This window comes from Xanthomonas sp. WHRI 7064 (assembly GCF_040202355.2).
Taxonomy (GTDB): Bacteria; Pseudomonadota; Gammaproteobacteria; order Xanthomonadales; family Xanthomonadaceae; genus Xanthomonas; species Xanthomonas arboricola.
In genome coordinates this window covers 1,697,019-1,711,354 of sequence record NZ_CP167821.1, presented here as the reverse complement: position 1 = coordinate 1,711,354, position 14,336 = coordinate 1,697,019, and the positions used below count along the sequence as shown (strand labels likewise).

The following is a 14,336-nucleotide window of genomic DNA, read 5'->3' as shown; positions in this document are numbered from 1 at the left end:
CTGTTTAATGGTGTTTTTTCCCCGTTAAAGCGGCGCTCCCACATTTACAAGAGGTTCACCCTGATGCGATTGACCGCCAGTGCGATTGCCGAACAATTTGGGTTGACCGTCGTCGGCGATGGCGCCGTCGAAGTCAGTGGCGTCGCCACCCTGGCGCATGCTGGCGCCGGGCAATTGAGCTTCCTGTCCAATCCGCGCTACCGGCCACAGCTGGGCCAGAGCCAGGCGGCCGTGGTGGTCCTGCGCGCCGACGATGCGGCGGATGCACGCGGCACCGCGCTGGTGGCCAAGGATCCCTATACAGCGTTCGCCAAGATCGCGGCCTTGTTCGATGTGGCGCCGGTGCGCGAACCGGGGATCCACCCTTCCGCGGTGATCGACCCCAGCGCACAGGTTTCGCCGAACGCCCACGTCGGCCCGTTCGTCAGTCTCGGTGCGCGCAGCCGCGTGGGCGATGGCTGCGTGATCGGCACCGGCAGCATCATCGGCGAGGACTGCGTGGTCGATGAGGGCAGCGAGCTGCTCGCCCGCGTCACCCTGGTCACCCGGGTACGCCTGGGCAAGCGCGTGCGCATCCATCCCGGTGCGGTAATCGGTGCCGACGGCTTCGGCCTGGCGATGGATGCCGGCCACTGGATCAAGGTCCCGCAACTGGGCGGCGTGGTGATCGGCGACGACTGCGAGATCGGCGCCAACACCTGCATCGACCGCGGCGCACTGGAAGACACCGTGCTGGAAGAGGACGTGCGCGTGGATAACCTGGTGCAGATCGCGCACAACTGCCACATCGGCGCACATAGCGCCATCGCCGGCTGCACCGGGATCGCCGGCAGCGCCAAGATCGGCCGTTACTGCCTGCTCGGCGGGCATGTCGGCGTGGTCGGGCATCTGGAGATCTGCGACAAGGTGGTGATCACCGGCAAGTCGGTGGTGCGCAATTCCATCCATGAGCCGGGCGAGTATTCGTCCGGCACCCCTCTCACCGACAATCGCACGTGGCGCAAGAATGCCGCGCGCTTCAAACAACTCGATGTGCTGGCAAGGCGCATCCTGGCTGTGGGCAAGGAGAAAGAATGAGTCACCCCACTTACGAGCTGCCGATCGACGTCAACCAGATCCAGACGCTGATCCCGCACCGCTATCCGTTCCTGCTGATCGACAGGGTCATCGAGCTGGACCTGGATGCCAAGCGCATCGTCGGGCAGAAGAACGTCAGCATCAACGAGCCATTTTTTCAGGGCCATTTCCCCACCCGCCCGGTGATGCCCGGCGTGCTGATCATCGAGGCACTGGCGCAGGCCGGTGGCGTGATGACCCAGCTCGGCCTGGGGCGCGACGCGCTGTCCAAGCTGTTCTACATGGTCAAGGTCGACAATGCCCGCTTCAACAAGCAGGTGGTGCCGGGCGACGTGCTGATGCTGGAAGTGCAGATGAAACGCCTGATCCGCAACATGGGATGCTATTACGGCGAGGCCAAGGTCAACGGCGAAGTCGTGGCCAGTGCCGAAGTCATGTGCGCCGGCGCCAAGGAATAACCCGTTTTTGGAGGTGAGACACGATGCGTGATCAAGCACCCTTGATTCATCCCACCGCCGTCATCGATCCGTCGGCGCAACTGGCCAGCGATGTGCGCGTGGGCGCGTTTTCGCTGATCGGCGCCGATGTGCAGATCGATGCGGGCACCGAGGTGGGGCCGCATTGCTCGATCCACGGCCCGACCCGGATCGGCCGCAACAACCGTTTCATCGGCCACGCCGCGATCGGCGGCGAACCGCAGGACAAGAAGTACGCCGGCGAGCGCACCGAACTGGTGATCGGCGACGGCAACGTGATCCGCGAATTCGTCACCATCAATCGCGGCACCGGCGGCGGTGGCGGCATCACCGTGGTCGGCGACGACAACTGGATGCTGGCCTACACCCACGTGGCGCACGACTGCCATGTCGGCAACCACTGCGTGTTCTCCAACAACACCACGCTGGCCGGCCATGTCACCGTGGGCGACTACGTGATCATCAGCGGCTTTGCCGGCGCGCATCAGTTCTGCCGGATCGGCGCGCACGCCTTCCTGGGCATGGGCGCGCTGACCAACGGCGACGTGCCGCCGTTCACCATGGTCGGCAGCGAATCGCTGGGCCGCCCGCGCGGCATCAACAGCGAAGGGCTCAAGCGGCGCGGCTTCGATGCAGAGCGCATCACCGCGATCAAGCGCGCCTACCGCACGCTGTACGTCGCCGGCCTGCCGCTGGCCGAAGCCAAACTGCAGCTGGCCGAACAGGCCAAGAGCAGCGAAGACGTGCGCGGGCTGCTCGAGTTCATCGAGGCGGCGGAAAGGCCGTTGTTGCGATGACGGGAATCGGGAATCGGGAATCGGGAATCGATGCAGGCGCGCACGCTGACACGCCTGCCGCCGGCCCATCGCCAGCACTTCCGATTCCCCATTCCCCACTCCCGATTCCCAGCGCGCAAACGCGCGCCCCACGCATCGCGCTGATCGCCGGCGAAGCTTCCGGCGACATCCTGGGTGCGGGTCTGATCGACCAGCTGCGTCGCCGCTATCCGGGCGCCGAATTCGTCGGCATCGGTGGCGATGCGATGCGCGGTGCCGGCTGCCAGACTTGGTTCGATGCCAGCGAGCTGGCGGTGATGGGGCTGACCGAAGTGCTGCAGCATCTGCCGCGGCTGTTGAAGCTACGCCGCGCCTTCCGCGAACGGGTGCTGGCGTGGAAGCCGGACGTGTTCATCGGCATCGACGCACCGGATTTCAATCTGTCGGTCGAGCGCTGGCTCAAGCAGCGCGGCGTGCGTACCGTGCATTACGTCAGCCCGTCGGTCTGGGCCTGGCGCGAGAAGCGTGCGGAAAAGATCGGCGCCAGCGCCGACTTGGTGCTGTGCCTGTTTCCGATGGAGCCGCCGATCTATGCCAGGCACGGCATCGATGCGCGCTTTGTCGGCCACCCGATGGCCGACGACATCGCCTACCAGGCCGATCGCGCAGCCGCGCGCGCCAAGTTGGGCCTGTCCGCGTCCAGCACCGTGCTGGCGGTGTTGCCCGGCAGCCGCCATGGCGAAATCAGCAAGCTCGGCGATACCTTCTTCCAGGCGGCCTGGCTGGTGTCCGAGCACCTGCCCAACCTGCACGTGCTGGTTCCCGCGGCCAACCCCGGCTGCAAGCAGCTGCTGGCCGAACAATTGTCGCGGTCGTCGCTGCCGGTGCTGCGCTCGCACCTGCTCGATGGCCAGGCGCGCACCGCGATGCTGGCCGCCGACGTGGTGCTGCTGGCGTCGGGCACCGCCACGCTGGAGGCGATGCTGGTCAAGCGCCCGATGGTGGTCGGCTACAAGGTCGCCCCGCTCACCTACCGCATCGTCAGGACGCTGGGCCTGCTCAAGGTCAACCGCTACGCGCTGCCCAACATCCTGGCCAACGACGACCTCGCCCCCGAGCTGATGCAGGACGACTGCACCCCGGAACGGCTGTGCGTGGCCCTGCTGGACTGGTTCAAGCACCCGGAAAAGGTCGCCGCCCTGCAACCGCGCTATCTCGCCCTGCACGCCGAACTGCGCCGCGACGCATCGGCACGCGCGGCCGATGCGGTGGCTGGGCTGCTGATGCAGCCGGAATCGGGAATCGGGAATCGGGAATCGGCAGGAGCCGGGTCGTGAAGCGCTTAACTTCCCACGGTGCCGTTCTCGTTCCGACGGCGCAGGACGCGCTTTTTCACGATTCCCCAGTCCCGATTCCCGATTCGCGTTTGATTGCCGGTGTCGACGAAGCGGGCCGCGGCCCGCTTGCCGGGCCGGTGGCGGTGGCGGCGGTGGTGTTCGACCCGAGCAAGCCGCGCATCAACGGGCTGGACGATTCCAAGCAGCTGAGCGCGCAGCGGCGCGAGCAGTTGTATGCGCGCATCGTCGAGCGGGCGCTGGCGTGGTCGGTGGTGCTGATCGACAGCGAGGAGATCGACCGCATCAACATCTACCAGGCGACCATGCTGGGCATGCGGCGTGCGGTGGAGGGCGTGGCGCATGTGGCCGGGTTTGCGCGCATCGACGGCAACCGGGTGCCCAAGGGCCTGCCCTGCCCGGCCGAGGCCTTGATCGGCGGCGATGCGCTCGATCGCGCCATCATGGCCGCCTCGATCGTGGCCAAGGTCACCCGCGACCGCCTGATGCACGAGCTGCACGCCCAGCACCCGGAATACCGCTTCGACCAGCACAAGGGCTACGCCACGCCGGTGCATCTGGCCGCGCTGCGCAGCCACGGACCGTGCCCGCAGCACCGCCGCAGCTTCGCCCCGGTGCGGCGTGCGTTGGGCATCGAGGCGACGCAGTCGCCGTGGGACGTGCCCTGCGCGGCCCCGGCCGACGACCTGCTGCTGGCCGACTGACCGACCGCCCTCCAGGCGAACCTGAAACGGTAATGGCGTCCTCCTTCGCTTGGCGCGCATGCCGCCGCTGCGGCCATGGCCTGGAGCATCGCGTCCCGCACCCACAGCCCCGCACGCCTGCCGATCCGCGCAATCGCCACCGTCGCGCTGCGCGCAGCTAGCCGAAGCCTGAATCGGCCGCACCGCCCAGCCCCCGTGGCAGCTGGCCGCGGCCCTGCGCCGGCGCTGTCAAGCCTTGTTCGACCCGACCACGCTCGCTACCCTGACCACGCATTATTCCGGTCTCGCATGTCCACTTCCCGCTTCGTCCATCTGCACGTCCACACCGAGTTCTCGCTGGCGGATTCCACCATCCGTGTGCCCGAGAAACCGGATCAGGCTGACCCGAAAAAGGCCAAGCAGGCCAACCTGCTGAGCCGCGCGGTCGAACTCGACATGCCCGCGCTGGCAGTCACCGACCTCAACAACCTGTTCGCGCTGGTCAAGTTCTACAAGGCCGCCGAAGGCGTGGGCATCAAGCCGATCGCCGGCGCCGACGTGATGATCGCCACCCCGGACATGACGCCCTGGCGCATGACCCTGCTGTGCCGTGACCGCGAAGGCTACCTGAGCCTGTCGCGCCTGCTGACCCGCGCCTGGATGGAAGGCCACCGCCCCGAAGGCGGCGTGGCGATCCACCCGGAGTGGCTGCAGAGCGGCCACGCCAACCTGTTCGCCCTGGCCGGGCGCGACAGCCTGGCCGGGCGCCTGTTCGGCGAAGGCCGCGCCGACCTGGCCGAGCAGCAGCTGGCCGACTGGCAGCGCGTGTTCGGCGATGGTCTGCATCTGGAACTGACCCGCACCGGGCGCGAGGGCGAAGAACGCTTCAACCAGTTCGCGCTGCATGCGGCCGGCGTGCGCGGCCTGCCGGTGGTGGCCAGCAACGATGTGCGCTTCCTGTACGCCAGCGACTTCAATGCGCACGAGGCGCGGGTGTGCATTTCCTCCGGCCGCGTGCTCGACGATCCCAAACGTCCGCGCGAGTACAGCGACCAGCAGTACCTGAAGTCCGGCGACGAAATGGCCGCGCTGTTCGCCGATGTGCCCGACGCGATCGACAACACGCTGGCGCTGGCGCAGCGCTGCAACATCGAGATGCGCCTGGGTACCTACTTCCTGCCCGCCTACCCGGTGCCGGAAGACGAGACGCTGGACAGCTGGATCCGCAGCCAGTCGCGCGATGGCCTGGCCGCGCGCCTGGAAAAGAACCCGATCGCGCCCGGCAAGACCCGCCAGGACTATGTCGACCGGCTGGAATTCGAGCTGGACACCATCATCAAGATGGGCTTCCCCGGCTACTTCCTGATCGTGGCCGACTTCATCCAGTGGGGCAAGAACCAGGGCATTCCGATCGGCCCGGGCCGCGGTTCCGGTGCCGGCTCGCTGGTGGCGTGGGCGCTGCAGATCACCGATCTGGATCCGCTGCCGTACAACCTGCTGTTCGAGCGCTTCCTCAACCCGGAACGCGTGTCGATGCCCGACTTCGACATCGACTTCTGCATGGACCGCCGCGACGAGGTGATCGACTACGTGGCGCGCAAGTACGGCCGCGAACGGGTCAGCCAGATCATCACCTACGGCACCATGGCGGCCAAGGCGGTGGTGCGCGACGCCGGGCGCGTGCTCGGCTTCAGCTACGGCCTGGTCGACAGCGTCGCCAAGCTGATCCCCAACATCCTGGGCATCACGCTCAAGGATGCGATGGGCGAAGGCAAGGACTCGGAGATGGCCTCGCCGGACCTGATCCAGCGCTATCAGGTCGAGGACGACGTGCGCGACCTGATGGATCTGGCCCGTCAGCTCGAGGACCTCACCCGCAACGCCGGCAAGCACGCCGGCGGCGTGGTGATCGCACCCGAGCCGCTCTCCGAATTCTGCCCGCTGTTCGCCGAACACGACCAGGATGGACGCGGCAAGAACCAGGTCACCCAGTTCGACAAGGACGACGTCGAAGCGGTCGGCCTGGTCAAGTTCGACTTCCTCGGCCTGCGCACGCTGACCATCATCGACTGGGCGGTCAAGGCGATCAACGTGCGCCACGCACGCGCCGGCATCGACCCGGTCGACATCAGTGCCATTCCGCTCGACGATGCCCCCACCTACAAGGGCGTGTTCGCCTCGGGCAATACCGGCGCGGTGTTCCAGTTCGAATCCTCTGGCATGCGCCGCCTGCTCAAGGACGCGCGCCCGGACCGTTTCGAAGACCTGATCGCGCTGGTGTCGCTGTACCGCCCCGGCCCGATGGACCTGATCCCGGACTTCAACGCGCGTAAGCACGGCCAGCAGGAGATCATCTATCCGGATCCGCGTACCGAAGTCATCCTCAAGGACACCTACGGCATCATGGTGTACCAGGAGCAGGTGATGCAGATGGCGCAGATCGTCGGCGATTATTCGCTGGGCGGCGCCGACCTGTTGCGTCGTGCGATGGGCAAGAAGGTGCCGGCCGAAATGGCCAAGCACCGCGAGATCTTCCGCGAAGGCGCGGCCAAGGGCGGAGTGAGCGCGGCCAAGGCCGACGAAATCTTCGACCTGATGGAGAAGTTCGCCGGCTACGGCTTCAACAAGTCGCACGCTGCCGCCTACGCGCTGGTCAGCTACCAGACCGCCTGGCTGAAACGGCATTACCCGGCCGAATTCATGGCCGCGACGCTGTCCTCGGACATGGACAACACCGACAAGGTGGTGGGCTTTCTCGACGAGGTGCGTAATCTTGGCCTGACCGTCAAGCCGCCGCGCGTCAACGAGTCGGCCTACATGTTCGAGGCCGCCAGCCCGGACACCATCCAGTACGGCCTGGGCGCGATCAAGGGCGTCGGCCAGGGCGCCTGCGAGGCGATCGTCGAAGAACGCCAGCGCGGCGGCCCCTACACCACCTTGCTGGATTTCTGCACGCGCGTGGGCACCGCCAAGCTCAACCGCCGCACGCTGGAAGCGATGATCAACGCCGGCGCGATGGACGGGCTGGGCAAGAACCGCGCCTCGCTGATGCTGCAGCTGCCGGAAGTGGTCAAGGCCACCGAGCAGCTGGCGCGCGAGCGCGCCTCGGGCCAGAACTCGCTGTTCGGCGGGCCGGACCCGAGCGCGCCGGCGCTGCGTCTGGACCTGCCGGAAAGCAAGGAATGGCCGCTGGGCCAGTTGCTCACCGGCGAGCGCGAAACGCTGGGCTTCTATCTCAGCGGTCACCCGTTCGACCCGCACCGCGAGGAAGTGCGCGAGCTGGTCGGCTGCGACCTGGGCGCGCTGGAGAAGATCCTCGCCTCGCAACAACGTGGCGGCGGCGGTGGCGGCGATGGCGAAAAACGCGCCTGGCGCCCGGAAGTCAGCGCGATCCTGGCCGGCCAGGTGATCGGAGTGCGGCGCAAAGGCGACAGCCAGGTGTTCGTGCAGCTCGAAGACGGCCGTGGCCGGGTCGAATGCAGCGCGTTCTCCGATGCGATGGCCGAGTTCGGGCATCTGCTCACCCGCGACCGCATCCTGATCGTCAAGGGCGGCCTGCGCGAGGACGAATTCAACGGCGGCTACAGCCTGCGCATCCGCCAATGCTGGGACTACGAGCAGATCTGCGCCGACCACGCACAGCGCCTGTCGCTGCGCCTGGACCTGCGCGAGAAACAGGCCTGGAAGCGCATCGACGCGCTGCTGGCCAAGCACCGCCCCGGCAAGACCCCCCTGCGCCTGGACCTGCTGCTACGCGCCCCGACCGGCGGCGTGGCCGGCATGCTCGACCTCAACGGCAGCCACTCGGTGCGGATCGACCAGCAGCTGATGGACAGCCTGCGCGCCGACCCCGCGGTGCGGACCTTGAAGATCAAGTACAGCCCTCCGTGGGCTTGAGAATGGGGAATCGGGAATGGGGAATCGCAAAAGCGAGGCCGCCATCCGCCCTGCTTTGATTCCCCATTCCCGATTCCCGATTCTCCTAACCCCACCGTACGGGTTCATCGGACGCATTCGGCTACACTCCCCGCCTTACGTTGACGACACCACTGCATGAATCCTAACTACCTCGACTTCGAGCAACCCATCGCCGATCTGGAAGCAAAGATCCAGGAACTGCGCAAGGCCAGCACCGGTCCTGCAGTCAACGTGGACACCGAGGTGCGAGCGCTGCGCGACAAGCTGCGCGTGCGTACCGCACAAATCTTCCGCGACCTGTCGGCTTGGCAGGTCTCGCAGCTGGCGCGCCACCCGCAGCGCCCGTACACGCTGGACTACATCAACACCATCTGCGACGAATTCCAGGAACTGGCCGGCGACCGCGCCTATGCCGACGACAAGGCGATCGTCGGTGGCCTGGGCCGCATCGATGGCCGCGCGGTGGTGATCATCGGCCACCAGAAGGGCCGTGACACCAAGAGCAAGGTTGCCCGCAATTTCGGCATGCCGCGCCCGGAGGGCTACCGCAAGGCGCTGCGGCTGATGAAGCTGGCCGAGCGCTTCCGCCTGCCGCTGCTGACCTTTATCGACACCCCGGGCGCCTACCCGGGCATCGGCGCCGAAGAGCGCGGCCAGTCCGAAGCGATCGCGCGCAACCTGCTGGAGATGGCCGAGCTGAAGATCCCGGTGATCTGCACCGTGATCGGCGAAGGCGGCTCCGGCGGCGCGCTGGCGATCGGCGTGGGCGACCGCACCTTGATGCTGGAATACGGCACCTATTCGGTGATTTCGCCCGAAGGCTGCGCCTCGATCCTGTGGAAGGACGCGGCCAAGGCCAAGGACGCAGCCGAGCAGCTCGGCTTGACCGCCAAGCGCCTGAAAGGCCTGGGCCTGGTCGACAAGGTGATCCGCGAACCCACCGGCGGCGCGCATCGCAATCCCGAGCAGATGGGCAAGCGCCTCAAGGCGGTGCTGCTCAACGAGCTGGAAGCGCTGGAAAAGCTGCCGGTCGAGGGCCTGCTGCAGCGTCGTTACGAGCGCCTGCGCAGCTACGGCGCCTACGAAGGCAACTGATCGGCGGCAACAAGCCGGGGCGATGGTGCTGCGCGCAGCATCGCCAGCCGGCAAGACGATTGGCCACCATGGAAGGACCTGTTCGGATATGAGCCCGCTACTTCTGCTGTCGCTGGTATTGCAGGCCGCCTGCTGCGTACACGTGGTGCGCAGCGGCCGCCCGCTGTACTGGATCTTCATCCTGCTGGCGTTTTCGTTGCTGGCGGTCCTGGTCTACGTATGCGTGGCGGTGATCCCGGACCTGCGCAACGACCCGACGGCGCGCCGTGGCCTGCGCAAGGTGCGTCAGCGCATCGATCCGCAACGCGAACAACGCGATGCATCGCGCCAGCTGGATGTGGCCGACACCCCCGAGAATCGCCGCCGCCTCGCGCAGACACTGCTGGAACAGGGCGACTACGCGCGTGCCGCCGAGCTGTATCAGGGCGCGCTGCGCGGCATCTACCGGGACGATCCGGACCTGATGCTGGGCCTGGCCAAGGCCCAGTACGGGCTGGGCCAGGCCGCAGACACACGCAAGACGCTGGACGCGTTGATCGCGGCCAATCCGAACTTCCGCTCGCACGACGGGCACCTGCTGTATGCGCGCGCAGTCGAAGACAGCGGCAGCATCGACGAGGCGCTGCACGAGTACGAAACGCTTGCGCAAGGCTATCCGGGCGAAGAAGCGCGCGTGCGTTATGCGCAGCTGTTGTTGCGCGCCGCGCGCCCGCAAGACGCCAGGGCCGTCTTCGAGCAAGTGCTGCGCCACGCAGCCGCCTCGCCCAAGCATTACCAGCGCGAGCAACGCGCCTGGATCGACCTGGCGCGCAAGGGACTGAGCGAGCTCGGCGCCCAGGCGTGATCGCCGCCTGACGCGATACTCGAGCTGCGAAACACGGATGGTGAGAGCACCGTGTTCTCAGAAGACTGGTACGCAACGAAGAGTGCCGCGATGCCCAGAAAGCCTGGGATAGCGGCAAGCCTCAAGGCCCGGATCGATCACCTGCTGCAATCGTCGATGCAGCCGTTCCGCAATGGCGCCTTGGCGGAATCCCTCGACCATCCGCGCCACATCACCGCCGTGCTGCGCGAACACGCCAGCGACGACCGATGCATCCGGCGAGCCCGGGCGTTGTGTCAGAACGGCTTGGCCAGCACCAGCCAGATCACCCCGACCAGCAACACCACCGGCACTTCATTGAACAACCGCAATGCGCGGCCGCTGGGCAGGCTGCGGCCCTGATCCACGCCCTTCAACCAGCGTCCGGCCACGATGTAATGCGCCAGGATCAAGGCCACCGCAAACAGTTTTGCGTGCAGCCAGCCACCGGCCACCATCGTCGGAAAATCCGGAATCACCCGATAGCCCTGCCACAGCACCGCGCCCAGCAGCAGCGCCAGCCCCAGCATGCTGTGGCCGAATTTGTAGAGACGGCGCCCCATCAGCACCAGGCGCGTACGTACCGCAGGCTCGGCACCGGCTTCGGCGATATTGACCAGGATGCGTGGCAGGTAGAACACCGCCGCCATCCACGCAGTGACGAACAACAGATGGAAGGTCTTGATCCACAGGTACAGGGTCATGTGCTGGCTTCGCTGGCTGGCGTAGGATGGCCCGCATTTTCACCTATCCGCTGACGCGAAAGCACCTGACGTCCATGTCCGAACCCGACGACAAGCAGTACGACGCCCACTATTTCCGCCGCTGGTACCGGGATGCCGGGCTGGCCGACCCTGCGCGCCTGCGACGCAAGGTCGCACTGGCGGTGAGCCAGGCCGAGTACTACCTGGAGCGCCCGATCCGCAGCGTGCTGGATATCGGCTGCGGCGAGGCGGCCTGGCGCGCGCCATTGCTGGCGTTGCGCCCCAAGCTGAGTTACCTGGGCTTCGACAGCAGCGCCTATGCGGTGCAGCGTTACGGACGCAGCCGGCAGATCCACCCTGCCCGCTTCGGCGATTTCGCCTGGCTGCGCCCGTGCGCGCCGGTGGATCTGCTGATCTGCTCGGACGTGCTGCATTACGTACCCACGCGCGAGTTCAACCAGGGCCTGCCGGGGTTGGCCGAGATGTGCGCGGGCGTGGCGTTTCTGGAGACCTTCGCCGAAGAGGACGCCTTCGAAGGCGACCACGATGGTTTTCAGGCGCGGCCGGCGCGCTGGTATCGGCGCCGCTTCGCCAGCGTGGGGTTTGCTGCACTCGGCTCGCACTGCTGGTTGTCGCCGCAGTTGGCCGATGAGGCGGCTGCGCTGGAGCGCGGCTGAGCAGGACGTTGCCGGTTGAGGCACGCATGGCGAGTGGCTTCGCCGCGTCCTCTCACCCCCCGCAGGAGAGGGGCTTTATTCCACTCATCTCCCCGCAGGCAGAGGACCGTCACTCCCTTCTCCCGCCGGGAGAAGGTGCCCCGCAGGGGCGGATGAGGGTAGGTGCGAAGCCTGGTGGAGATTGAGTACTAGTGGAGGCTGAGTGCACTGGGCTTTGCCCCGCACCTCACTCATCCCTGCCCTGCAGGAAAGAGGACTCGTCCAGCAGCCGTAGGGTTCTGCAACGAACGAGCGCTTTCGGTTCGCGCAGCCATCCGAAGAATTACCAATCGCGGCAACCAAATCGCGGCCAATCAACGCGCTAACGCCTGCCATAAGTCGTGTGACAGCCTCTACCGTCCGCAGCCCCATTAAGGTGCAAATGCGCCAAAGGGGGTATGCTGCGCGGCAGCAAAGAGCCGCACGGATGGGTGGAATGCTTTATCAACTGCACGAGCTGACCCGCAATCTGCTAGCCCCTTGGGTGCACCAGGCCCAGGCGAACGCCAAGATGTTCTCCGACCCCGACAGTCTGTGGGCCTCGCTCCCGGGCGCCGAACGCATGGCGGCCGGCAATGAGCTGTTCCATCGCCTGGGCAAGGAATACGAAAAGCCGGCCTGGGCGCTCGACGATGTCGAGGTCGACGGCCATTCGTTGCCCATCATTGAACGCGAAGTGCTGAGCAAGCCGTTCTGCCGTCTGCTGCGCTTCAAGCGTTTCAGCGACCATGTCGAGCTGATCGGCACGATGAAGCAGCAGCCGGCGGTGTTGGTGGTGGCGCCCTTGTCCGGCCACCACGCCACCCTGCTGCGCGATACCGTGCGCACCCTGCTGCGCAACCACAAGGTCTATGTCACCGATTGGGTCGACGCGCGCATGGTGCCGCTGGAAGCCGGCGCTTTCCGGCTCGAGGACTACATCAGCTACATCCAGGAGTTCATCCGTCACATCGGCGCCGAGCGCCTGCATGTGGTGAGCGTGTGTCAGCCCACCGTGCCGGTGCTTGCGGCGGTGTCGTTGATGGCCACCAACGATGAGCCCACGCCGCGCTCGCTGGTGATGATGGGCGGGCCGATCGATGCGCGCCGCAGCCCGACCCAGGTCAACAACCTGGCCACCGAAAATGGCATCGAGTGGTTCCAGAACAACCTGATCCACACCGTGCCGTTCCCGTATCCGGGCCACGGCAGGCAGGTGTATCCGGGCTTCCTGCAGCATGCCGGCTTCCTGTCGATGAACCCCAACCGGCACGTGATGTCGCATTGGGATTTCTACACCGATCTGGTCAAGGGCGACCTGCAGGACGCGCAGGCGCACCGGCAGTTCTACGACGAATACAACGCCGTGCTCGACATGCCGGCCGAGTATTACCTGGACACCATTCGCGTGGTGTTCCAGGACTTCCTGCTGCCGCAGGGCAAGTGGAAAGTGGATGGTCAGCTGGTCAAACCGTCGGCGATCCGCAATACCGCACTGCTCAGCATCGAAGGCGAACTGGACGATATCGCCGGTCTTGGCCAGACCGAAGCGGTGCACGATCTGTGCACCGGGATCGATGCGGCGCATCGTCGTCATCTGGTAGTGGAAGGTGCCGGTCACTACGGCATCTTCAGCGGCCGTCGCTGGCGCGAAGTGGTGTACCCGCAGGTGCGCGAATTCATCGCTCGCTACGATGCCGACCCGGTCGGCAGCCGCGACCCCGCCACCGTCACCCCGATCCGCAAGCGCGGCAAACGCGCCTGATCGGCCGACAAATCGGCCGACAAAAACGCCCCTTGATCGAGACCGATCAAGGGGCGTTTTTTTATGCGTAGATTTTTGGTTCCAGTAGACACAGCGCACTGCGTGGCAACGTGTGCGGCACCCGCACCAGACAGCTTGCCGGTCGCTTTGTTGAAACTGCTTGCAACCACGCACACCGACCATCTTCGATGGTCCTTGCCCGCCCACCGTCGCGGGACCTTACGCGGCATGGATGCCGCGTAAGAGCCTACACGGACGTACTTGCGGCGTGTCCTGCGATGGTGGGCGGGCAAGGGCCCTTCAGCCAAACCTGACGTTGGCAACTGATCGGATGCGCCGTAATCCAGACGCCGCGTCATGCCCTGCTTGTAACCATGCACACCGACCATCTCGATTGGTCCTTGCCCGTCCACCGTCGCGGGACCTTACGCGGCATGGATGCCGCGTAAGAGCCTACATGGACGTACTTGCGGCGTGTCCTGCGATGGTGGGCGGGCAAGGGCCCTGCTGCCAAGCCGCAGATCAAACGCTACGCAGCTAACACCTGGCCTTCGCGCAGCAACGTCGGTTGAGTGCAGTCAAACGCTCGGGTCGTCGAGCGCGCGGTGCCCTCGCCGCACCAGAGAGTTGGTTGGTTGCTTTGTTTAAAACCATGCACACCGACCATCTCGACTGGTCCTTGCCCGCTCACCGTCGCGGGATCTTACGCGGCATGGATGCCGCGTAAGAGCCTACATGGACGTACTTGCGGCGTGTCCTGCGATGGTGGGCGGGCAAGGGCCCTGCAGCCAAGCCACAGAGCGGCCGCCCTGCAACTGCTCCATCCGCACTGCCCAATCACCCACGCGACAAACGAACTTCATATCGTCGCGTCTGTCAGGGCTTGCACTGCAGACCACGCGGCAGCAAGACGATCGCAGCCGCGTGCCA

11 protein-coding genes are annotated in these 14,336 nt (G+C 66.0%); 10 read left to right on the top strand and 1 reads right to left on the bottom strand.

Features of this window, described 5'->3' with window-relative positions; translation table 11 throughout:
* Nucleotides 1-63 precede the first annotated feature (63 nt).
* From lpxD to ABQY74_RS07365, 8 genes are all read left to right on the top strand, one after another.
* A complete protein-coding gene (lpxD, locus tag ABQY74_RS07400; RefSeq protein ID WP_349793823.1) occupies nucleotides 64-1,077 on the top strand; it encodes a UDP-3-O-(3-hydroxymyristoyl)glucosamine N-acyltransferase in 1,014 nt (337 codons plus the stop codon).
* On the top strand, nucleotides 1,074-1,535 hold the full coding sequence (gene fabZ, locus ABQY74_RS07395) for a 3-hydroxyacyl-ACP dehydratase FabZ (protein ID WP_016902400.1): 462 nt from the start codon (nucleotides 1,074-1,076) through the stop codon (nucleotides 1,533-1,535). The genes lpxD and fabZ overlap by 4 nt, the downstream gene beginning before the upstream one ends.
* A gap of 23 nt (nucleotides 1,536-1,558) precedes the next feature.
* Nucleotides 1,559-2,350 carry an acyl-ACP--UDP-N-acetylglucosamine O-acyltransferase gene (gene lpxA, locus ABQY74_RS07390; RefSeq protein ID WP_024940381.1) on the top strand — a complete coding sequence of 264 codons (792 nt, stop codon included), beginning with the start codon at nucleotides 1,559-1,561 and terminating at the stop codon, nucleotides 2,348-2,350.
* A complete protein-coding gene (gene lpxB, locus ABQY74_RS07385; protein WP_349793825.1) occupies nucleotides 2,347-3,666 on the top strand; it encodes a lipid-A-disaccharide synthase in 1,320 nt (439 codons plus the stop codon). The genes lpxA and lpxB overlap by 4 nt, the downstream gene beginning before the upstream one ends.
* On the top strand, nucleotides 3,663-4,388 hold the full coding sequence (locus tag ABQY74_RS07380; protein WP_039528273.1) for a ribonuclease HII: 726 nt from the start codon (nucleotides 3,663-3,665) through the stop codon (nucleotides 4,386-4,388). Before lpxB ends, ABQY74_RS07380 begins: the two co-directional genes overlap by 4 nt.
* A gap of 288 nt (nucleotides 4,389-4,676) precedes the next feature.
* Nucleotides 4,677-8,264 carry a DNA polymerase III subunit alpha gene (dnaE, locus tag ABQY74_RS07375; RefSeq protein ID WP_349793827.1) on the top strand — a complete coding sequence of 1,196 codons (3,588 nt, stop codon included), beginning with the start codon at nucleotides 4,677-4,679 and terminating at the stop codon, nucleotides 8,262-8,264.
* A 156-nt stretch (nucleotides 8,265-8,420) separates the two neighbouring features.
* Nucleotides 8,421-9,380, top strand: a complete 960-nt coding sequence (locus ABQY74_RS07370) for an acetyl-CoA carboxylase carboxyltransferase subunit alpha (RefSeq protein ID WP_016902405.1) — start codon at nucleotides 8,421-8,423, stop codon at nucleotides 9,378-9,380.
* Nucleotides 9,381-9,468: 88 nt separating this feature from the next.
* Nucleotides 9,469-10,224: a tetratricopeptide repeat protein gene (locus ABQY74_RS07365; protein ID WP_102584416.1), complete on the top strand. Its 756-nt coding sequence runs from the start codon at nucleotides 9,469-9,471 to the stop codon at nucleotides 10,222-10,224.
* A gap of 275 nt (nucleotides 10,225-10,499) precedes the next feature.
* Here ABQY74_RS07365 and ABQY74_RS07360 read toward each other — a convergent pair whose 3' ends face one another.
* Nucleotides 10,500-10,946 carry a CopD family protein gene (locus ABQY74_RS07360; protein WP_016902407.1) on the bottom strand — a complete coding sequence of 149 codons (447 nt, stop codon included), beginning with the start codon at nucleotides 10,944-10,946 and terminating at the stop codon, nucleotides 10,500-10,502.
* A 74-nt stretch (nucleotides 10,947-11,020) separates the two neighbouring features.
* Between ABQY74_RS07360 and ABQY74_RS07355 the strand changes: the two genes are divergently transcribed.
* Together ABQY74_RS07355 and ABQY74_RS07350 are read left to right on the top strand one after the other, a co-directional pair.
* A complete protein-coding gene (locus ABQY74_RS07355) occupies nucleotides 11,021-11,623 on the top strand; it encodes a class I SAM-dependent methyltransferase (protein ID WP_167704363.1) in 603 nt (200 codons plus the stop codon).
* Nucleotides 11,624-12,098: 475 nt separating this feature from the next.
* On the top strand, nucleotides 12,099-13,406 hold the full coding sequence (locus ABQY74_RS07350; protein WP_016904270.1) for a polyhydroxyalkanoate depolymerase: 1,308 nt from the start codon (nucleotides 12,099-12,101) through the stop codon (nucleotides 13,404-13,406).
* The last annotated feature ends 930 nt before the right edge of the window (nucleotides 13,407-14,336 follow it).